General features: G+C 69.6%; 19 protein-coding genes. 14 read left to right on the plus strand and 5 right to left on the minus strand.

What is annotated here, in order from left to right; translation table 11 throughout:
- The first annotated feature begins 4 nt into the window (after positions 1–4).
- The 6 genes from ACUYTF_RS05980 to ACUYTF_RS06005 all read left to right on the plus strand — a co-directional run bounded on the left by ACUYTF_RS05980 (position 5) and on the right by ACUYTF_RS06005 (position 5,134).
- Positions 5–280, plus strand: coding sequence for a hypothetical protein (locus tag ACUYTF_RS05980; protein WP_434141985.1), 276 nt, complete (start codon positions 5–7; stop codon positions 278–280).
- Between the two features lie 167 nt (positions 281–447).
- Positions 448–1,008 carry a TRAP transporter small permease subunit gene (locus ACUYTF_RS05985; RefSeq protein ID WP_434141983.1) on the plus strand — a complete coding sequence of 187 codons (561 nt, stop codon included), beginning with the start codon at positions 448–450 and terminating at the stop codon, positions 1,006–1,008.
- Entirely contained in the window at positions 1,005–2,279 is a 1,275-nt protein-coding gene (locus ACUYTF_RS05990; protein WP_449279489.1) for a TRAP transporter large permease, read from the plus strand. Before ACUYTF_RS05985 ends, ACUYTF_RS05990 begins: the two co-directional genes overlap by 4 nt.
- Positions 2,280–2,351: 72 nt before the next feature.
- Entirely contained in the window at positions 2,352–3,371 is a 1,020-nt protein-coding gene (locus tag ACUYTF_RS05995; protein WP_434141980.1) for a DctP family TRAP transporter solute-binding subunit, read from the plus strand.
- Positions 3,372–3,384: 13 nt separating this feature from the next.
- Complete coding sequence (locus ACUYTF_RS06000) at positions 3,385–4,368, plus strand: phosphotriesterase family protein (protein ID WP_434141979.1); 984 nt, start codon at positions 3,385–3,387, stop codon at positions 4,366–4,368.
- A 64-nt stretch (positions 4,369–4,432) separates the two neighbouring features.
- On the plus strand, positions 4,433–5,134 hold the full coding sequence (locus tag ACUYTF_RS06005; RefSeq protein WP_434141977.1) for a TetR family transcriptional regulator: 702 nt from the start codon (positions 4,433–4,435) through the stop codon (positions 5,132–5,134).
- 44 nt (positions 5,135–5,178) lie between these two features.
- On the opposite strand, the gene ACUYTF_RS06010 is transcribed toward ACUYTF_RS06005, so the two are convergent.
- The 3 genes from ACUYTF_RS06010 to ACUYTF_RS06020 all read right to left on the minus strand — a co-directional run bounded on the left by ACUYTF_RS06010 (position 5,179) and on the right by ACUYTF_RS06020 (position 9,451).
- Entirely contained in the window at positions 5,179–5,628 is a 450-nt protein-coding gene (locus ACUYTF_RS06010) for a MarR family transcriptional regulator (RefSeq protein WP_434141976.1), read from the minus strand.
- A complete protein-coding gene (locus tag ACUYTF_RS06015) occupies positions 5,625–7,565 on the minus strand; it encodes an FAD-dependent monooxygenase (protein ID WP_434141975.1) in 1,941 nt (646 codons plus the stop codon). Before ACUYTF_RS06015 ends, ACUYTF_RS06010 begins: the two co-directional genes overlap by 4 nt.
- A 98-nt stretch (positions 7,566–7,663) precedes the next feature.
- Positions 7,664–9,451, minus strand: coding sequence for a TIM barrel protein (locus tag ACUYTF_RS06020; protein ID WP_434141974.1), 1,788 nt, complete (start codon positions 9,449–9,451; stop codon positions 7,664–7,666).
- 179 nt (positions 9,452–9,630) lie between these two features.
- On the opposite strand from ACUYTF_RS06020, the gene ACUYTF_RS06025 reads away from it, so the two are divergent.
- The 8 genes from ACUYTF_RS06025 (at position 9,631) to ACUYTF_RS06060 (ending at position 19,323) form a co-directional block, all read left to right on the plus strand.
- Positions 9,631–10,503: a shikimate dehydrogenase gene (locus ACUYTF_RS06025; RefSeq protein WP_434142202.1), complete on the plus strand. Its 873-nt coding sequence runs from the start codon at positions 9,631–9,633 to the stop codon at positions 10,501–10,503.
- Positions 10,504–10,695: 192 nt separating this feature from the next.
- The gene (locus ACUYTF_RS06030; RefSeq protein WP_434141973.1) at positions 10,696–11,337 is read left to right on the plus strand and encodes a TMEM175 family protein; all 642 of its coding nucleotides are present in this window, start codon (positions 10,696–10,698) and stop codon (positions 11,335–11,337) included.
- A 187-nt stretch (positions 11,338–11,524) separates the two neighbouring features.
- The gene (locus ACUYTF_RS06035; RefSeq protein WP_434141972.1) at positions 11,525–13,789 is read left to right on the plus strand and encodes an AAA family ATPase; all 2,265 of its coding nucleotides are present in this window, start codon (positions 11,525–11,527) and stop codon (positions 13,787–13,789) included.
- 34 nt (positions 13,790–13,823) lie between these two features.
- Positions 13,824–14,753, plus strand: a complete 930-nt coding sequence (locus ACUYTF_RS06040; protein WP_434141970.1) for a diacylglycerol kinase family protein — start codon at positions 13,824–13,826, stop codon at positions 14,751–14,753.
- A gap of 62 nt (positions 14,754–14,815) precedes the next feature.
- Entirely contained in the window at positions 14,816–15,748 is a 933-nt protein-coding gene (locus ACUYTF_RS06045; RefSeq protein WP_434141969.1) for an aldo/keto reductase, read from the plus strand.
- Positions 15,749–15,835: 87 nt separating this feature from the next.
- Positions 15,836–17,191 (plus strand): D-serine ammonia-lyase, encoded by a 1,356-nt coding sequence (locus ACUYTF_RS06050; RefSeq protein ID WP_434141968.1) that lies wholly within the window; start codon positions 15,836–15,838, stop codon positions 17,189–17,191.
- Positions 17,192–17,219: 28 nt separating this feature from the next.
- On the plus strand, positions 17,220–17,942 hold the full coding sequence (aqpZ, locus tag ACUYTF_RS06055; RefSeq protein WP_434141967.1) for an aquaporin Z: 723 nt from the start codon (positions 17,220–17,222) through the stop codon (positions 17,940–17,942).
- A gap of 280 nt (positions 17,943–18,222) precedes the next feature.
- Positions 18,223–19,323 carry a hypothetical protein gene (locus ACUYTF_RS06060; protein ID WP_434141966.1) on the plus strand — a complete coding sequence of 367 codons (1,101 nt, stop codon included), beginning with the start codon at positions 18,223–18,225 and terminating at the stop codon, positions 19,321–19,323.
- A 270-nt stretch (positions 19,324–19,593) separates the two neighbouring features.
- On the opposite strand, the gene lipA is transcribed toward ACUYTF_RS06060, so the two are convergent.
- Entirely contained in the window at positions 19,594–20,613 is a 1,020-nt protein-coding gene (gene lipA, locus ACUYTF_RS06065; protein WP_434141965.1) for a lipoyl synthase, read from the minus strand.
- A complete protein-coding gene (gene lipB / locus ACUYTF_RS06070) occupies positions 20,610–21,275 on the minus strand; it encodes a lipoyl(octanoyl) transferase LipB (protein WP_434141963.1) in 666 nt (221 codons plus the stop codon). The genes lipA and lipB overlap by 4 nt, the downstream gene beginning before the upstream one ends.
- Between the last annotated feature and the right edge of the window lie 36 nt (positions 21,276–21,311).

The raw sequence follows: 21,311 nt of genomic DNA on the forward strand, positions 1-21,311 counted from the left end.
GACCATGCAGATCGATATGAATCTCGAGCTCGGCGAAGACCGAGTGGTGCGTTGCAAGCACTGCGCAGCAACTGTCGGCACCGCCGCCGACGCGTTCGCGAACGCCGTGCGACGCGAGCAGGACTCCAGAGCAGCAGGGCCCGGCGTGCATGCCGACCCCGCAAACTTCTCTGATCGCGAGGTCGTGCTTCGGCAGCGCTTCTGCCCGGAATGCTTGACGCTGCTCTCGACTGAGATCGTGCCGAAGGGCGAAGAGGAAGTGCGCGGCTGGCGGATGTAGACGCATATCCGAAGACTGACCGAGCGCGCTGTCCCGATCCGATTCGGGGCAGCGCGCTTCGTCGTGTCATCGGGAGAGCCGTGGATGAGAGGCCGTTTTGAATTAATGTAATATCTGGTACGTTAATTAAAACTCCGAACCCGGAACCACGACGACAAGGAAGTCCCGTGAACGAACGCCCACCAGAACCGTCCGCGACACCGCGGCCCGTTTCGCCGCTCGCGAGGGTCGGCCGCGCGATCGGCGCCATCGAGATGACCTTCGGCATCGTCACGCTGACGGCCATCCTCATCCTCATCTTCCTGCAGGCACTGCAGCGCTACCTGCCGATGGAGCAGCTCGCATGGACCGGTGAGATCTCGAGGTTCTCGCTCACCTGGTTGACCTTCGCGGCCGCCGGTCTGCTCGTCACTTCGCGCGGGCACATCTCCCTCGAGATCCTCGACTCGCTGAAGTCGCCCCTGGCCGTCCGCATCGTGCACGTCATCTCGTACCTTGCCCTCGCGGCGATCGGCGCAGGCCTCGCCTACGCCGCATGGATACTGGCCGATTCTCAGGGCATCGTGAAGTCGCCCGTGCTGAAGGTTCCGATGTCCTACGTGTACATCCCCGTGCTGCTGGGCCTCGTCAGTATGACCGTGCGCTCGCTCATCATGGCGTTCGACGTCCTGAAGAACGGGCCCGCGCTCAATGAGATCGAAGACGACGAAGTGGAGGTCGTGGCATGACGCTCACGCTTCTCGCGCTCGGCATCGCCGTGCTGCTCGTATTCCGCGTTCCTGTCGCGTTCGCGTTCCTCGGGCCATCGCTCGTCTACATGCTGCTGATGGGGCAGAGCGCCGGCCAGGCACTCCGGCTCGTGACGAACGCGAGCAGCAGCTTCCCGCTCCTCGCGGTCCCCCTCTTCATTCTGCTCGGCTCCCTCGCCAACCATGCAGGGATCGCCGACAGCCTCTTCCGCTTCGCGATGGCGGCGCTCGCACGCGTCCGCGGCAACCTCGGCTACGTCGCCATCGGCACGAGCGTCGGGTTCTCGTGGATGAGCGGCTCGGCCGTCGCCGACGCCGCCGCGCTCGGCAAGGTGCAGATCCCGGCCATGATCCGCGCCGGCTACGGACGCCGCTTCGCCACGGGCGTTTCCGCCTCGTCGTCGCTGATCGCACCGGTCATGCCGCCGAGCATCCCGGCGGTCATCTACGCCGGTCTCGCCGCCGTTTCGACGGGCGCGCTGTTCGCAGCCTCGGTGATCCCTGCGCTCGCCATGGCCCTCGGACTGTGCATCGTGGTCTGGATCCTCGTGAAGCGCAACCCCGCGATCAAGGCCGGTCGCGTCGACCGGGCCGAAGTCATCGCCTCGTTCAAGCAGGTCATCCTGCCGCTCATCGCTCCATTCATCATCCTCGGCGGCATACTCGGCGGGTTCTTCACTCCCACCGAGGCGGCAGCGGTCGGCGTGGTCTACATCCTGCTCGTCGCGCTCGTGCAGCGATCCCTGCCCTGGAAGGGACTGCTGCAGGCGCTCAAGGAGACCGTGCTCACGACCGGTGCCATCATGATCGTCGTCGCTTCGGCGTCGCTGCTCGGATACATTCTGGCGCGCGAACGTCTCCCGCAGATCCTCACCGAGGCCATGCTGTCCGTCAGCGACAACCCCTCGGTGTTCCTGCTCATGTGCATGGTCATCTGCCTCATCCTCGGCACCGTCATCGACGCCACCGCGATCCTGGTGCTCATCGTGCCGATCCTGCTGCCGATTGCCGAGCGCTACGACGTCGACCCCATCGTGCTCGGTGTGGTGCTGATCATCTCGCTGATGATCGGACTGCTCACACCGCCGGTCGGCACCGTGCTGTTCGTCACGGCCGCGGTATCGAAGACCCGCATCGGCGAGGTCTTCCGCGGATGCCTGCCTTTCATCGTCCCGTCGCTGGTGGTCGCACTCCTGTGCATGCTCCTGCCGGCCGCGGTGATGTGGCTCCCGAACGTTCTGGGGCTGTAATCCATGGAACACGAAACGAACACTCAAGGGGGCGGGAAGTTCCCGCTGCCCGCTCGACGGAGAGGAAAGAACATGCAGAAACGACAGGGACTTCGCTGGGGATGGGTCGGTGTCGCCGCGGTTTCGGCGCTCGCACTCGCGGCGTGCTCGGGCGGCGGCAGCGACGCGGCTGCCGATGGCGACACGATCAAGCTCACCCTCGCTCACAGCTACACGGAAGATCAGCCGCAGCATGCTTGCGGCGCCCAGGTCATCGCCGATGAGGTCGCGGCCGCAGATGTCGGGCTCGAGATCGAGATCTTCCCCTCGAGCCAGCTCGGCGGTGACGCCGACCGCATCGCGTCCGTCGTGTCAGGCGACATCGACATCGACCTGCAGGGCGCCTCGGCGCTCGGCGCGGTCTACGAGCCGATCAGCGTGCTCGACGCCGCCTACGTCTTCGACGGCCCCGAGCACCTCGCGGCCTTCATGGACGGCGACGCATCGGCAGAGGTCAAGGAGGCCTTCGAAGCGGAAACCGGCGTGCATGCGCTCGGCGCGTGGTCGGTAGGCTCGCGCCAGTTCACGGCGAACACCCCCATTCGCACCCCTGAAGATCTCGAAGGCCTGCGCATCCGCTTCCCGGGCTCGCCGCAGTTCCTCATGAACGCCAAGGCGCTCGGCGCGACCGCGACCGAGGTCGCCTACGAAGAGCTCTTCCTGGCGCTGCAGCAGGGCACCGTCGACGGGCAGGAGAACCCGATCACCAACATCGAGGCGCAGGGCCTCGCCGAGGTGCAGGACTACCTGAGCCTCTCGAGCCACCAGCTCAACACGAACCTCATCATCATGAGCTCGAAGTGGAACGACCTGAACGACGAGCAGCAGGGCGCCCTGACCGACGCCGTGCAGACGGCGGTCGGCGAGGTCACGCAGTGCGTGGCCGACAACGAGCAGGCGACCCTCGACGAGTGGCGCACGGGCGGCGAGTGGGAGGTCGTCGAAGACGTCGATATCGATGCCTTCCGCGAGCGCGCCCTCGACTACCTGTCGAAGGAGCTGAGCGGCGACTCGCTCGCCGTCTTCGAAGCGATCCGTTCGAGCGCTTCCTGATCGAGCCGCGGCGATGACGATCACACCCCTGCGCGCGCTGCCGACGTACACGGGCGACATTCCGGGCGATGAGGTCGGGGTGACGCTCGTGCACGAGCACATCTTCGTCGGGGACGCCGAGCTCGACCGCAACTTTCCGCATCCCGAGTGGGATGAGGAACGCGCGGTCGAGTCGGCCGTCGCCGACCTGGTCGCGCTGCATGCGCGCGGCGTGCGCACGGTCGTGGATCTCACCGTCATGGGTCTCGGGCGCAACGCCGGGCTCGTCGCTCGAGTAGCCGAGCGCAGCCCGGTACGGCTCGTCGCAGCGACCGGTTGGTACGCTGCCGAGACGCTGCCGCCCTACTTCCGCATCAACGGACCCGGCCGGCTCATCGACGGCGACGATCCGCTCATCGAGATGTTCCTCACGGACATCACGACAGGGATCGCTGGCACCGGAGTGCGCGCCGGTGCGCTCAAGATCGCCTCCGACGAGGCCGGAATCACCGTCGATGCGGCGCGGGTGTTCCGTGCGGCAGCGACTGCCCAGGCCGAGACCGGCGTGCCGCTCATGACGCATTCGCATTCCCCGAGCCGCGGCGGCCTGGCCCAGCAGGAGATGCTCGCCGGGCTCGGCGTGCCGCTCGACCGGGTGGCGATCGGGCACGCCGGCGATTCGGCCGATCTCGACTATTTACGGGAGATGGCCGACCGGGGTTCGTACCTCGGCTTCGATCGGTTCGGCATGGAGCATGCCGCGCCCGACGAGCAGCGCATCCGCACGCTGCTCGAGCTCTGCGAGCTCGGCTACGAGGATCGCATCCTCGTCTCGCACGACGCCGCAAGCTTCAGCCGGGTGACTCCGCCGTCTTGGCGGCGGGAGCACGCGCCGGCCTGGCGCATGGACCATTTCTTCACCGGGATGCTCCCCGAACTGCGGAGACGGGGCGCCGACGATGCTCTGATCGAACGGCTTCTGGTCGACAATCCCCGGAGGCTGTTGCTCGGTTCGTGAGTTCGTCCTCGGAAGTGCGAATGGAATTGGGCGGAACGGCGAGGAAATGGGTAAGGTGCGGAACATGACGGATGCGCAGACGAAGACTCGGGTCGCTCGCCCGAAGAAGGAGCGCTCCCAGCGCGCCGAGGGGGAGCGCATCCGCGATGCCGAGCGCACCCGGGCCGAGCTGCTCGCGGTTGCAACCGAGGTGTTCGCCGAGGAGGGCTACACCGGCGCTCGCGTCGACGACATCGCCGACCGCACGAGTACCACGAAGCGGATGATCTACTACTACTTCGGCGGTAAGGAGCAGCTCTACCTCGCCGTGCTCGAAGAAGCGTACCGCGGCATCCGTGCGGCCGAGCGCACCCTCGATGTCTCGGGGCTCGACCCGATCGAGGCCGTGCGCCGCATCGCCGAGGTGACGTTCGACCACCACGTCGAGCACGAGGCCTTCATCCGCCTCGTCGCGATCGAGAACACCCACCGCGGTCGGTTCATCAGACAGATCGAGTCGCTGCGCGAGCTCGGCCGGCCGGCCGTCGACCTGCTCGACGGCATCCTCGCACGCGGGCGCGGGGCCGGTGAGTTCCGCAGCGACATCGACGCATTCGACGTGCACCTCATGATCAGCTCGTACTGCGTCTTCCAGATCGCGAATCAGCACACCTTCGGTTATCTCTTCGAGCATCCCCTGTCGGAGCCGGCGACGCGTCGGCGCCTGCGCGGGATGCTCGGCGACATCGTCGTCTCCTGGCTCACGGATACCGCTGCGCAGGCTTGAATCCGGTGCCCGGGATCGCGTGTTCCGATGCCGGGCACCGGGCCCTATCGCAGGGTGCCCGTCTCGACCCCGTGGGCGAGCATGCGGCGCAGCATCGACCGCAGTTCGTCGCGTTCCGAAGCGGCGAGGGTCTCGGTGAGCAAGGCGTCGACGCGTTCGACCCCCGGGTTGATCTCGTCGAGCGTCGACGCGCCGCGCTCAGTGATCGTGAGCACCTTGCGGCGGCGATCCTCGGTGCTCTGCGCGCGGGCGAGTAGACCGCGCCGCACCATGCGATCGACCAGATCGGCGATCGTCGACCGGTCGAGGTCGAGCTCGTCGCACAGTTCGGCCTGGCTGAGACCGGGACGTTGCCGGATGACCAGCAGGGCGGCGAACTGCACGCTTGAGACCTCGCTCGACACCTCGCGGTTCCAGAGCGCCTGGTGCAGTTGCTGCGCCCGACGCAGCAGGTGACCCGTGTGGTAGAGCGGGCCGGCATCTGCGCCGGTCACTGCAGGAACGCCTCGAAGTACGCGGTGAGCGTCGCCGTTCCGGTGAGCGGCAGCACCTGCGCGACGTACTGGTCGGGGCGTACGAGCACGGCGCAGCCCTGCTCGCGGTCGATGCCGCGCAGCTCGAAGATGTCGCGTACGGCGTCGAGGTTGTTCTCGCGGCTGATCGCGCTGAACGCCTTCTCGTGGTCGATGAGGCCGTAGCGGCCGCTCGTCGGCCGCAGCAGGGCCGGCAGCTCGCGCACGTCGATCTCGTGGTGCGGGCGCTGCAGCACACCGCGCACGTCGATGACCGAGTCGATATCGGCGCCCGCAGGGGTGTGCGCGACGATCGGCGATGCGGGGTCGTTCTCGAGCCAGTCGCAGAGCGACGCGAAGCGCTCCTCCGCCGCATCGGCGAAGAGGTAGAGGCGCCAGCGGCCATCGGCGCGATGCACATGGCCGAGCTCGCCGCGATAGGCATCGGCGACGCGGGTGACGGGGGCCGAGTGGAAGCGGCGGCCCACCTCGTAACCGGTCGCGAGCGACTGGTGCGCGGTCGTGCCGGTGAGCGAGATCTTCGCGCTCGCGTCTTCCGTGTACTGCACGCCGAAGCCGGCGGTGTACTGACCGGCCCTGACGAAGTACTCCTGCAGCTCGGCCGGGTCGACGCCGCCGCGCTCGGGGTGCTCCGGGTCGCGCGGGCCCGCGGCCATCATCGCCGACCATTCGCGATCGAAATCGATGAGATGCTGGGCGACCGGCTGGCGCTCTTCCGAGTAGGTCTCGAGCAGTTCGGGCTTCGCCTGCCCGCGCAGCACCGCGGCGAGCTTCCACCCGAGGTTCAGCGTGTCCTGCATCGACACGTTCATGCCCTGGCCGGCCTTGGCGCTGTGCGTGTGGCAGGCGTCGCCAGCGATGAAGACGCGCGGCTCGGCATCGGCGGCCTCGGGGCGGCCCGCGACGTCGTCGAAGCCGTCGGTGACCCGCTGCGCCACTTCGTAGATCGACCACCACACCGTCTCCTTGACGTCGAGGGTGTAGGGGTGCAGCACCTGGTTCGCGGTGCGCTGCAGATCCTCGGCGCTGCGGGTGCGTACTTCGGCGCGCGTGCTCTCGTCGATCTCGCCGAGGTCGACGTAGAGGCGCACCAGATTGCCGCCCTCGCGCGGAATGAGCAGGATGCTGCCGTGGTCGGCCGATTGGATCGCGGCCTTCTTGCGGATGTCGGGGAAGTCGGTGTTCACCAGCACGTCCATCACGCCCCAGGCGTGCCCGGCGGCATCGCCGTGCAGACTGCGGCCGATGGCCTTGCGCACGTTGCTGCGCGCGCCCTCGGTGCCGACGAGGTACTTGGCGCGCACGGTGCGCTCGTCACCGCTCGCCGTATCGCGCAGAGTCGCGGTCACGGGGTGCTCCGCGGAGCGGTCGACCTCGAGGGTGACGAGCTCGAGACCGTAGTCGGGTTCGAGGCGCGTGGTCGAACGCGCCATGAAGTCGAGCAGGTAATCGTTGATGCGCGCCTGATTGACGATGACGTGCGGGAACTCGCTGAGGTTGTCCGCCACGTCCTGGATGCGGCCGGTGCGGGCGATGTCGCCGCGGTCGCCCTCCGCCGGGCGCCAGAAGACCGTCTCGTTGACCCAGTACGCCTCCTCGAGCAGCTTCTGCGCGAGGCCGAACGCCTCGAAGGTCTCGACCGTGCGGCAGGCGATGCCGTCGGCCTGCCCGAGCAGCAGGCGGCCGTCGCGACGCTCGACGATGCGGGTCGTGATGTCGGGGAACTGCGAGAGATAGGCCGAGAGCATGAGGCCCGCGGGGCCGCTGCCCGCGATGAGCACGTCGACCTCGTCGATGCGGCCAGCGGTGCTCAGTGGCGCGCGTGGGCCGGTCTGCACGGGGTGCGGGTGGATCGTCGGCTCACCGGGATAAAAACCGTCGCGGTAGTGCTGCTGCATGATGAGGCTCCTTCGGCTCGGCTGTCATGAGCAGTATATGATCAGTACCCCAACTAATTCAACGACGAATTTCCACCGCGCCTCTCGACCGTGCGCGACTACCGCTTCCCGTGTTCCCGCTGCGCCGCGAGGCGAACCGGCGCGCTCGCGGCGCCGTATCCGTCGTAGCCGCCCCGCCGCTCCACGATCTCGATGAAGATCTCGCCGATGACCGGGGTGTAGAAGTGCACGAAGGCGCCGTCGGCGCCCTGGTCGTAGAGCAGGTCGAGTTCGCGCAGTTCGTCGAGCAGTGCGGGAGCGAGGCCGAAGCGGGCCTCGAGATCGTCGTAGTAGTTGTCGGGCATGTTGAGGAACACCAGCCCGGCCGCGCGCGCTCGGCGGGCGACGCCGATCGCGTCGTCGACGCGCACCGCGATGTGGCGGGGGAGGAGCGGCGCCGTGGGCGGGGCGAGGTTCATCGCGAGCCGTACCGCGCCGTCGGCGGTGCGCATGACCTGGCTGCGCACGAGGCCGAGGGGCCCGGGCACATCGGCGGGCGGCTCCGCGTCGAGGGCGAGGGTGCTCGTGTTGAAGAGCACCGCCTCGTCGAACTCCTGCCAGGGGTAGGCGACGTTGATGTGGTCGATGATGCCCTCGAGGTCGTGCGCGTCGGCGTCCTGGCCGCCCTCGAACTCCGAGAGCCACGACTCCGCCGCCGTGCGCGAGTTCCAGAAGATCTCGGTGCCGTCGGGGGCGGCGACCGCAGGCAGTTCGGCATCGCCCGAGCGAGTGCGCCGGAAGACGGGCGGAGCGCCGATCGAGACGGCCCGCCGCGCCGCGGATGCCGCATCGTCGACCTCGAAGCCGATGCCGGCGAGGTGCGCGTCTCGGGCCCGGGGCTTCTCGGTCAGGATCAGGTTCGCCCGCCCGGCGCGCCACAGATGCACGGCCTTGGTGCGGTGGCCGCCGCTGAAGACGAAGCCGAGCTGCTCGAGCGTCTGCTCGACGCCGGAGAGGTCTTCGCCCGCGATCTCGACGAAGTCGATCGCCCGCGGCGGCTGCGGCGGGTCGATCTGCAGCTCGGTCCAGCCGTGCCGCGCCGCGGTGCGGTCGTAGAGCCAGCGCAGCGAGCGGATCGCGTGCGCCGCGGTGCGAGCGGTGTCGGTCTGGCGGAAGGTGTCGTTGAAGACCTCGAGCGAGAGCGGCCCGCGGTAGCCGGCGAGCATGACGTGCGAGAGGAACCGGATGAGGTCGAAGTCGCCCTCGCCGGGGAAGAGGCGGTGGTGGCGGCTCCACGACAGCACGTCCATGTCCATCGACGGGGCGTCGGCGAGCTGCAGGAAGAAGAGCTTATCGGCGGCGATCTCCTCGATCTCGGCCGGGTCGTGCCCGCGCGAGAGCACGTGGAAGCTGTCGAGGCAGATGCCGAGGTTCGGGCGGTCGGCCTTCTCGACGATGCGCCAGGCGTCGCGGTAGTCGTTGACGTACTTGCCCCAGGCGAGGGCCTCGTATGCGATGGAGATGCCGTATTCGGCGGCGACGTCGGCGAGGGCTGCGAGCTGCTCGGCGGCGACCTCGGGGTCGGCGATCGTGGCGGTGGCGACGTTGCTGCACAGCAGCACCATCTCTGCGCCGAGCCGCTGCATGACCTCGAACTTCGCGCGGGCCCGCCGCAGGTTGTCGGCGAGCAGCTCGGAGGTCACGCCCTCGAAGTCGCGGAACGGCTGGAAGAGATCGATCGTGAGCCCCAGGCGCGCGCACAGTGCACGGATCTCTTCGGGCGACTCGGCGGCGGCGACGAGGTCGGAGTCCATGATCTCGACGCCGTCGAAGCCTGCAGCGGCGCAGGCATGGAGCTTCTCGGCGAGACCGCCTGACAGGCAGACAGTGGCGATGGAGGTGCGCATGCCCATAATGTACCAACCGGATAGTTAATTTACTAGGCTTGACAAGAACGCCGGAGACCCGGGAGCATTAACTCACTGGTTAGTACATAATGTACTGCCGAGTATCTATCGGAGAGCACTCCGGTCGATACTGCACCGCGAACGAAGGAGTGGCCGTGCCCCCCAAGAATGTGATCCTCATGGGCCTCGTCGGCACGGGCACCACTCCGTCGCTCACGCCCCCGATGCACATGCGCGAGGGGCGGGAGCAGGGCATCGCCCTCGTCTACCGGCCGATCGACCTCACCGCGCTCGATCTCGAGCCGGAGCGCCTCCCCGAGATCCTCGATTGGGCCGAGCGCCTCGGCTTCGACGCCCTCAACATCACCCACCCCTGCAAGCGCGACGTCATTCCGCTGCTCGGCCGGCTCGACCCCGTCGCCGAGGGGCTGGGCGCCGTCAATACCGTGCTCCTCACGCCCGAGGGGCGCATCGGCTACAACACCGACACTACGGGCTTCGAGCGCGCTTTCCGCGAGGCCCTCCCGGGCGCCGCCACCGGAAGCGTCGTGCAGCTCGGCGCTGGCGGGGCGGGCTCCGCCGTCTCCGATGCGCTGCTGCGCCTCGGCGCCGCAGACCTCGTCATCGTCGACCTCGACGCCGAGCGGGCCGGCGCGCTCGCCGCCGAGCTCGAGGTCCGCCACGGCCGCCCGGTGCGCGCCGCCGGGCCCGAATGGCTTCCCGAGCTGCTCGAGACCGGCGACGGCGTCGTCAACTGCACGCCCATCGGTATGGACCACCACCCCGGCACGCCGCTCGATCCCTCGCTGCTGCGCCCCCGCCACTGGGTCGCCGACATCGTCTACCGGCCGCTCGAGACCGAGCTGCTGCGCACCGCCCGCGAGGTCGGCTGCCGCACGATGCACGGCGGGCACATGGCCGTCGGCCAGGCGGTCGACACCTTCCGGCTCGTCACCGGCCGCGAGGCCGATCCGGCCCGCATGCACGCGCACTTCCGCAGCCTCATCGAAGCCGAGGACGCCGCGGAGGCTGCGGAGACCGCGGCGAAGTAGGCCGAGAGCGGCATCGCAGACGCAGCACCGACATCGGCTTCGACTCGTAGCGGCTGCAATCGCGGGCCCGCACCCGCGCTGCGGCGACGATGGGTCGCATATTGTGGGGATCCCTGTCCCGGAACCCCGATATGCGACCCATTGTTCCGCCCCGAGCGTATTCTCGTGTCAACGGATACGCGAGGGGGCGGCATGGCCGAGCAGGTCTTCGGGCGCGAGGGCGCCGAGTTCGGGCGCGGGCTCGGCTTCTTCGACGCCATCTACGGGTTCGCGATCACGCTACTCATCGCGAATATCGACCTGCCGCCGGCGGCCGAGTGGACCGACCTGGCGACGCTGCTCTCGGGCGGGCTCGGGTCGCAACTGCTCGGCTTCGTGATCAGCTTCATCGTGATCGCCATCTTCTGGCGCGCGAACACCTCGGTTCTCGCGAAGTTCCGCGCCTTCGACAGCGCGGTGATCGCATCGAATCTCGTCACCGCCGGGCTCATCGTGTTCATCGCGTTCACGACGCAGGGCATCAGCGACCCCGAGATCTCTGAGTACCCGCTGCCCACCGCGATCTACGCGGTGAACGTGGCGCTCGCGATCGCCTCGCAGGGCGTCACCGTCGAGATCGGGCGGGCCCGCGGCCTGCTCGAGGAGCGCCTCGCCCCGCGGGCGGTGCGGGCGGCGCGCTTCGACCTCGTCGCGCAGATCGCGGTGTTCGCGGCGTCGATCCCCGTCGCCTATCTCGCCGGCCCGAACTGGGCGCAGCTGTGCTGGGCGCTGCTCGTGCCCGTCGGCTTCGCGACGGGCCGTATGAGCGAGCGCGCCGCGGCCCGGCAGGCGTGATGCGCGCGAGCGGCGCCGGGTTCCGCGGTATCGGGGTGCGACGGGCGAACTCACAGCTAGCGCGAGGGGCGATCCCTGGCGAAAATTCGCGCACTCGCATAAACTTGAGTCATTATCACTCAAGTTTGTGATTCGGGTGCGTTGAGCGGCCCGATCGCAGGCGTCTGCTGAACGAAAGGACCCCCGCATGCAGGCGAATTGGCAGCCCGCCCAGGGCGAAGGCGGCGAGCAGAGCGCGCTCGAGCAGTTCGGCGTCAACCTCACCGAGGTCGCGCGTTCCGGCGGGCTCGACCCCGTCATCGGCCGCGATTCCGAGATCCGCCGTGTGAGCCAGGTGCTCACCCGCCGCACGAAGAACAACCCGGTGCTCATCGGCGAACCCGGCGTCGGCAAGACCGCCGTCGTCGAAGGCCTCGCCCAGCGCATCGTCGCGGGAGACGTCGCCGAGTCCCTGAAGGACAAGGAGCTCATCTCGCTCGACATCTCGGCGCTCATCGCGGGCGCGAAGTACCGCGGCGAGTTCGAGGAGCGCATGAAGGCCGTGCTGCAGGAGATCAAGGACTCCGACGGCAAGTTCATCACCTTCATCGACGAACTGCACACGCTCATGGGCGCGGGCGGCGGCGAATCGTCGGTCGCGGCATCTCAGATGCTGAAGCCCATGCTCGCGCGCGGCGAACTGCGCCTCATCGGCGCGACCACCCTCGACGAGTACCGCGAATACATCGAGAAGGACGCGGCGCTCGAACGGCGCTTCCAACAGGTGTACGTGGGGGAGCCCACGGTCGAAGACACCGTGGCCATTCTGCGCGGGCTGAAGGAGCGCTACGAGGCCCACCACAAGGTCACCATCGCCGACTCGGCGCTCGTCGCCGCGGCTGCGCTCTCGAACCGCTACATCACGGCGCGGCAGCTCCCCGACAAGGCGATCGACCTGATCGACGAGGCGGCGTCGCGCCTGCGCATGGAGATCGACTCGGCCCCCATCGAGATCGACGAGCGCCGCCGCGCCGTCGACCGCATGAAGCTCGAGGAGATGGCGCTCAAGAAGGAGAAGGACGAGGCCTCGAAGGATCGCCTCGCGAAGCTGCGCGACGACCTCGCGGCGCGCCAGCGCGAGCTCGACGTGCTCGAGGAGCGGTGGGAGCGCGAGCGCGCCTCGCTGAACCGCGTCGGCGAACTGCGCGAGAAGCTCGACCAGCTGCGCATGCAGGCCGAGGTGGCCCAGCGCGACGGCAACCTCGAGAAAGCGTCGAAACTGCTCTACGGCGAGATCCCCGTCATCCAGAAGCAGCTCATCGAGGCCGAGCACGCCGAAGAGGCAGGCGCCGCGGCGGGCGACGGCGAGCCGCGCATGGTGAACGACCAGGTGACCGATGAGGATATCGCGGGCGTGGTCGCGGCGTGGACCGGCATCCCGGTCGGCCGCCTCATGCAGGGCGAGACCGAGAAGCTGCTCGCGCTCGAGAGCGAGCTCGGCAAGCGGCTCATCGGCCAGAACGACGCCGTGCGTGCGGTCGCCGACGCGGTGCGCCGCACGCGGGCGGGCATCGCCGACCCCAACCGGCCGACCGGCTCCTTCCTCTTCCTCGGCCCCACCGGCGTCGGCAAGACCGAGCTCGCGAAGGCCCTCGCCGAGTTCCTCTTCGACGACGAGCACGCCATGGTGCGCATCGACATGTCGGAGTACGGCGAGAAGCACTCGGTGTCGCGCCTCGTCGGCGCCCCTCCCGGGTACGTCGGCTACGAGCAGGGCGGTCAGCTCACCGAGGCCGTCAGGCGCCGGCCGTACTCGGTCGTGCTGCTCGACGAGGTCGAGAAGGCGCACCCCGAGGTGTTCGACGTGCTGTTGCAGGTGCTCGACGACGGCAGGCTCACCGACGGTCAGGGCCGCACGGTCGACTTCCGCAACGTCATCCTGATCCTCACCTCGAACCTCGGGTCGCAGTACCTCATCGATCCCGAGATGTCGTGGCCCGACAAGGAGGGCGCCGTGCGCGAGACCGTGCGGCGAGCCTTCAAGCCCGAGTTCGTGAACCGCCTCGACGAGATGGTCATCTTCCATCCGCTGTCGGTCGACGACCTCGCGCAGATCGTCGAGCTGTCGATCGACCGCCTCCAGACGCGCCTGTCCGAGCGGCGCCTCACTCTCGCCGTGACGCCGGGCGCGCGCAGGTGGCTGGCCGAGCGCGGCTACGACCCCATCTACGGCGCCCGCCCGCTGCGCCGCCTCATGCAGCGCGAGATCGACGACCGGCTGGCCCGGGCGATCCTCGGCGGCGAGGTGCGCGACGGCGACACGGTGCGGGTCGATGTCGCTTCCGACGGCAGCGCGCTGATGCTCGAGAGCCAGGGATCGGCGCCCGCCACGGGCGGCACCGGGTTCGGTGGCGGCTCCGGTGGATCGGGCGACGGCGACGACGGCGTGATCGAGGCCGAGCTGCTCGACTGACGCCGCGCGAGCGGCCTGTGCCACACTGGTCGACGTGACCGCCGTCGCTCTGCTCGTGAACCCGGTGTCGGGGCGCGGGCTCGGAGCCCGGGCCGCCGATGCCGCGGTCGCGCGCCTGCGCGAGCACGGCATCGAACCGCGGGTGCTGCGGGGCGGATCGCGCGACGAGATGCGCCGCCTCGCCGCAGCCGCCGTGCGCGACCGGCCCGACGCGATCGCCGTCGTCGGCGGCGACGGTACGCTCTCGCTGATCCTCGACGACGTGCTCGGCTGCGGGATCCCGATCGCGCTCGTGCCCGCGGGCACCGGCAACGACCTGGCGCGGGCGCTCGGGCTGCCCGTCGGCTCGGGGTCGGCTGCATCCGCGGAGCAGGCCGCCGCCGCGATCGATCTCGTGCTGAACGGCCGCACCCGCCCCATCGATGTCGGCGAGATCGAGTGCACCGTCCCGGGCGGCGGTGTGCGGCGCATGCGCTTCCTGACGGTCTGCGCGATCGGGCTCGACGCCCGCGTCGCCGACCGCACCAATCGGCTGCGCTGGCCGAAGGGGCGGCTGCGCTACTTTCTCGCGCTCGCGATCGAGCTGCTGCGCCTGAGCGCGCTGCCGTTCGAACTGCGCCTCGACGGCGGTGCGCCCGAGCCGAGGCCCGGCATCCTGCTCGCCGTCGGCAACACTCGCAGCTACGGCGGCGGCATCCCCATGTGCCCCGACGCCGACCCGGCCGACGGCTTCCTCGACATCACGCACGTCGCGCCGATCGGCCTCGCGCGTCTGCTGCGCATCTTCCCCCTGCTGCTGCAGGCCCGCCACGCCGAGCGCCCCGAGGCGACGATGCTGCGCGCGAACGAGGTCGAGGCGCAGGCGCCCGGCCTCGTCGCCTACGCCGACGGCGAGCGGGTCGGCGAGGGCCGCGTGCGCATCCGCCTGGCCGCCGAGCGGCTCGAAGTGCTCGCCCCGGCGTAGGGCGGGCCGTTCGCGGGAGGCGATCCCTGTCGATGGTCACCCGAGGGCGGTAGCCTGGCGCAATGCGAACCTTCACCCTGCCGGGCACCGATCTCACCGTCTCCGAGGTCGTGCTCGGGCTCATGCGCATCGAGCACCAGAGCGACGAAGAGGTGCGCGCGCTCGTGAGCGCCGCGCGAGACGCAGGGATCAACGTCCTCGACCACGCCGACATCTACGGAGACGCCGTTCACGGCTGCGAACGCCGCTTCGCCGAGGCGCTGCGGCTCACGCCGTCGGAGCGCGAGCAGTGGAAGATCCAGTCGAAGGTCGGCATCGTCGACGACGGCCCCTACTTCGACTTCTCGTACGAGCACATCATCGAGGCGGTGCACGGATCGCTCGCAGCGCTCGGCACCGACTACCTCGACCTGCTGCTGCTGCACCGGCCCGACGCGCTCGTCGAACCCGACGAAGTGGCGCGCGCGTTCGACGAACTCGCGGCGGCCGGCAAGGTGCGCGCATTCGGCGTCTCGAACCACACGCCGGGGCAGATCGAGCTGCTGCGCCGCAGCCTGCATCAGCCGCTCGTCGTGAACCAGCTGCAGCTGTCGATCACGCACGCGCCCATGATCTCGCAGGGGCTCGCCGCGAACATGCAGGGGCTCGAGCAATCGGTGATGCGCGACGGCGGCGTGCTCGACTACTGCCGGCTCAACGACATCGCAGTGCAGGCATGGTCGCCGTTCCAGGCGCAGTTCTTCGACGGCGCCTTCCTCGGCTCCGACCGCTACCCCGAGCTGAACGCCATGATCGACCGACTCGCCGAGAAGTACGACGTGCCGCCCGAGGCGATCGCCGTCGCGTGGATCACCCGGCACCCCGCGCGCATGCAGGTCGTGCTCGGCACCACCACGCCCGCACGCGTCGCAGCAGCGGCGCAGGGATCCGACATCGTGCTGACCCGCCCCGAATGGTACGAGCTCGTGCGCGCGGCGGGCACCGTCGTGCCGTAGGTCGGCGTCGGGCGGGCTGCGCGGCGCGGTGCCGGTCAGGGGAAGGCGACCCCTGTCGAAGTCGCCCGCATCGGCGATAATCGACGTATGCATGATGGAGTGATTCACGGGGCGACGCTCGCCGAATGGCAGCGGCGCGAGCCGGTCATCGCCGACCTCGTCGCGCTGCGCGAGACCGAGTGGTTCGCGCCCCGCCTGCCGCCGACCGCCGTCGCGCTCGCCGATGTAGGGCTGACCCGCGCCGACATCGACGACGCGGCGGCCCGGCTGAAGCGCTTCGCCCCCTACTTCCGCGCCGTGTTCCCCGAGACGGGGGCGACGCAGGGCATTCTCGAATCCCCGCTCGTCGGAGCGCCCCGCCTGCACGCCGAGCTCGCCGCACGCGCGGGCCGCGAGCTGCCGGGCAGCCTCTGGCTGAAGCTCGACAGCGAACTGCCGGTCTCGGGCTCCATCAAGTCGCGCGGCGGCATCTACGAGGTGCTGCGGCACGCGGAGCAGCTCGCCGTCGAAGCCGGCGTGCTGAGCATCGACGACGACTACGCGAAGCTCGCGACCCCCGAGTTCGCCGAGTTCTTCGGGCAGTACGGCATCGCGGTCGGATCGACCGGTAACCTCGGCCTCTCGATCGGCATCATCAGCGCCCGCCTCGGCTTCGCCGTCACCGTGCACATGTCGGCCGATGCGCGCCAGTGGAAGAAGGACAAGCTGCGCTCGCACGGCGTCGAGGTCGTCGAATACGACGCCGACTTCTCGGAGGCCGTGACGCGCGGGCGCGAGATCGCCGAGACCGACCCGAGCTGCTACTTCGTCGACGACGAGAACTCGCGCGACCTCTTCCTCGGCTACGCCGTCGCCGCCCGCCGCCTCGCCGGGCAGCTGCGCGCCTTCGACATCGAGGTCGACGCCGAGCACCCGCTCTTCGTCTACCTGCCGTGCGGGGTCGGCGGCAGCCCGGGCGGCATCGCCTTCGGCCTGCGCACCGAATTCGGCGACCAGGTGCACCCGATCTTCGTCGAACCCACCCACAGCCCGAGCGTCATGCTCGGCGTCGTCACCGGCCTGCACGAGCGGACCTCGGTGAACGACTTCGGCATCGACAACGTCACCGCCGCAGACGGCCTCGCGGTCGGCCGCCCCTCGGGCTTCGTCGGCCCCGCCATGCAGCGCCTCGTCGACGGCTACTGCACCGTCGACGACGACCGGCTCTACCGCGACCTCGCGCTGCTCGACCGGACCGAAGGGCTGCGCGCCGAACCCTCGGCGATGGCCGGCCTCGTCGGCCCCGAGCGGGTCGCGGCGCACCCCGAATACCTGGCGGCGCACGGCATGACGATCGCACAACTCGCGCATGGCACTCACATCGCCTGGCTCACGGGTGGCAGTATGGTGCCAGCCCCTGAAATGGAAAAGTATGTGGCTCGGGGGCGATCCCTGGTCGAATGATCAGGCCTTCTCACTGAAAGGAAGACAGATGCCCGACGCACCTGTACAGACCCCCGCCACCACCGCCAGGCTCTTCGCCGAGCTGGTCGGCACCTTCGTGCTCGTCTTCGGCGGCGTCGGCACCGCCGTGTTCGCCGGGAGCCACGTCGGCTTCCTCGGCGTCGCGCTCGCATTCGGCCTCACCGTCGTGGTCGGTGCGTACGCCTTCGGCCCGCTCTCGGGCGGCCACTTCAACTCGGCAGTGACCGTCGGCCTCGCCGTCGCCGGCCGCTTCGCGTGGAAGGACGTGCCCGGCTACCTCATCGCGCAGATCATCGGCGGCGTGCTCGCCTCCTCGCTGCTCTTCGCCATCGCGAACGGCCGCCCCGATGCCGACCTCGGCAGCTTCGCCTCGAACGGCTACGGCGAGGGCTCGCCCGACGGCTACGGCCTGCTCTCGGTCATCCTCATCGAGACGACGCTGACCGCCGTCTTCGTGATCGTGATCCTCGGCGCGACCCACAAGCGCGCGGTCGCGAACCTCGCCCCGCTCGCCATCGGCCTCACGCTGACGCTGATCCACCTCATCTCGATTCCGGTGTCGAACACCTCGGTGAACCCGGCCCGTTCGATCGCCGCCGCGATCTACGGCGGCCCCGAGGCGCTCGGCCAGCTGTGGGTCTTCCTCGTGTTCCCGACCCTCGGCGGCATCATCGGCGGTCTCCTCTTCGCGCCGCTGTTCGACCGCGTGCAGCAGCTGCGCTCGGCGTAGGCGCCGGCGCGACCCCGCCCTGCGGCGCCTCCCTCGCCGGGCGACCGTATAGGCAACGAACGGCCGTGCAGCTCGAACACCGTATTCGAGCTGCACGGCCGTTCTTCGTCTATACGCTGGCCACACAGTGCCTCAGCACCTCTTCCTCTCAGTGCCTCAGTGCCCTCAGTGCCTCAGTGCGGCCGGCGGCGATGTTCCTCCACAAGTGCGCATCGTCCGAGTTCTCCACAGATTGCGCAATCCGCGCCACGGACCGGCCGGGAGCGGGCAGGATCACCGCATGAACATCATGCCCCGAAGCCTCTCCGAAGCCGGGTCGGCGCTGCGCACGACCCAGCATCTGCGGCGCGGTGGCCTGACGCCACGGCAGATCGCTCGGGCGGTCGCGACCGGCGAACTCGTCAGGTTGCGCCCCGGTTGGTACGCGCAGGGCGAGCGCTGGCGGCTCGCCGCACCGGAGGCCCGTCAACTGATGGCAGTGCAAGCCGCACATGCGGCGCAAGCGGAATCGGCGAAGCGGGCAGGCCAGGGATCGCCGCGCGTATTCAGTCATCGCTCCGCGGCCACGCTGCACGTCCTGCCGGTGTGGTCGGGTTGGATGCGTCACGGCCGGGAGCCGGTCGCCGACACCACCGGCACGGTGCACCTGCTGCTGCATCCCGCAGCCAGCGGCACGTTCGGTGATCGCGTCGTACGTCACCGGGGCGAGTGCAGTTCGGCAGAGGTCGTCGAGATCGCGGGCTTCGCCTGCACCTCGGCCGACCGCACGCTCGCCGACCTCTCCGCGACGGAACCGTTCGCGGTCGCGCTGGCCTGCGCGGATCAGCAGGTACGCGTCGAAGCCGCCCGCGACCGCGCGGTCGACGTCGAGCTGTGGGAGAGCTGGCGCAAGCGCATGCTCGCCTACGCGGAGGCCAGGAAGGGGAAGCGCGGCGTCGCCGCGCTGAGGGCGCTCGCGCGATTGGCCGATCCGCGCGCGGAGTCGCCGCTCGAGAGCGTGAGCCGCCTGCGCGCGCTGCAGCTCGGGCTCGACGTCCAACTGCAGGTCCGGGTGCCGGCGGAGGACGGCGGCACGCTGCATCTCGACTTCGTGTTCGCAGCGGCCGGAGTGTTCGGCGAGTGCGACGGTCGGAGCAAGTACAGCGACCCCGACTTCTTGCGAGGCCGCACGCCCGAGCAGGTCGTCGAGGCGGAACGTCGGCGGCACAATTGGGTCAGCGGCAGCACGGGCATGGCCGGGGTTCGCTGGGAGGCGCGGCACGTCGTCACCGTTGCGCGCTTCGCGGAGCGCATGCGGAGGTTTCAGGTGCCCTTCCCCGGCCGAGCGTCGCGCGCGTACGGCCCCGAGGTCGAGGCGTTTCTGAACGCCTTGGCCGGGTGAACCGGCCCGACGCCCGTGAGTGGCCCTGGTGGCGAGCCGGGCGGAGCCGGGTTCCGGGCCGCGCGAGGATCGATCGTAGAGGCGAAGCGCGAGCGTGCAGCCGATTCACGGTAAGCCGGCTGCACGTTCGTTACTCGGCTGCACGCTCGCCCGGGGTAATAATGGGGAAGAAGGGGGCAGGGGGAGGGGCAGGGGGCAGCACCGGGGCACGGGGCACGGGGGCAGGGGGCCGGGGGCCGGGCCGGGCCGGAGGCCGGCGCCCGAGCCGACTCACACCGCCTGGGGGAACGACTCCGCCGCGCGCTCGGCGAGGTGCTGCAGGTGCTCGGGCACCGGGATGCCCTTCGCGGCCATGGTCTGCGCCCACAGCCGGCCGGCGCGGTACGACGAGCGCACCATCGGGCCCGCGAGCACGCCCGAGAAGCCCATCTCGTCGGCCTCGTGCTTCAGCTCGACGAACTCCTCGGGGCGCACCCAGCGGTCGATCGGGTGGTGCAGCTTCGAGGGGCGCAGGTACTGCGTGAGCGTGATGATGTCGCAGCCCGCGTCGCGCAGCTCGCGCATGGTGTCGGTGATCTCCCGGCGCTCCTCGCCCATGCCGAGGATGAGGTTCGACTTCGTGACCATTCCGGCGGCCTGCGCCTGCGTGATGACCTCGAGCGAGCGCTCGTAGCGGAAGCCGGGGCGGATGCGCCGGAAGATGCGCGGCACGGTCTCGAGGTTGTGCGCGAACACCTCGGGCCCGGCCTCGAACACCTGCGCGAGGTCTTCGGGGCGGCCGCCGAGGTCGTCGGCGAGGCACTCGACGCCCGAGCCCGGGTTGAGCTCGTGGATCTGCCGGATGGTCTCGGCGTAGAGCCAGGCGCCCGTGTCGGGCAGGTCGTCGCGGGTGACGCCGGTGATCGTCGCGTAGCGCAGGCCCATGGTGCGCACGGATTCGGCGACGCGGCGGGGCTCGTCGAGGTCGAGGGGCAGCGGTTTGCCGCTCGTGATCATGCAGAAGTCGCAGCGGCGCGTGCAGATGGAGCCGCCGATGAGGAAGGTCGCCTCGCGATCCTCCCAGCACTCGTAGATGTTGGGGCAGCCGGCCTCCTGGCAGACGGTGTGCAGGCCCTCGCTCTTCACGAGCGACTGCACCTCGCGGTACTCGGGGCCGAATTTCGCCTTCGCCTTGATCCACGAAGGCTTGCGCTCGATGGGGGTCTCGGCGTTGCGCGCCTCGACGCGCAGCAGCTTGCGGTTCTCGGGTTCGGGGCGGGCGCCGGTAGACGGCAGGATCTGGACGCTCATGCGGCGACCTCCTCGATCGCGGCCGACAGGTGCGAGTGCAGGGTCTCGGCGACATCGGCGGGGGTGATGGGGCGCCCCGTGAGGAGGCTCAGCGTGGTGACCCCGGCGTCCGAGATGCCGCAGGGCACGAAGTTCGCGAACGGGGCGAGGTCGTTCGAGCAGTTGATGGCGATGCCGTGGGTGACGATGCCGTCGCTCGTGTGGATGCCGATCTGGGCGACCTTCGACGGGGTCGGGTCGCCCGCGTCGGTCCAGACGCCGGCGCGGCCCTCGACGCGAAAACCGGTGACCCCGAACTCGGCGACGGTGTCGATGATGACGCGCTCCAGGGATCGCACGAAGTCGACGACGCCGAGCGTGTTGCGCAGCCGCACGACGGGATACGCCACGAGCTGGCCCGGTCCGTGCCAGGTGACCTTGCCGCCCCGATCGACCGCCACGACCGGAGTGGCGTCGTGCGGGTACTCCTCGGGGAGGGCCCGTCGGCCCGCCGTGTACACGGCTTCGTGCTCGAGCAGCAGCAGGGTGCCGCGCTCGCCGCGGTCGCGGATGCCGGCCACCGCCTCGGCCTGCAGGTTCAGCCCGTGCTCGTAGGGGACGAAATCGGGGTCGAAGCCCGCGGCGACCATGCGCACGGGCGCGCGAGTGATGGTTGCGTTCATGCGGAACACATTAGTTGAACTCGATACAACAAACCA

This window comes from Leucobacter sp. GX0328 (assembly GCF_053567315.1).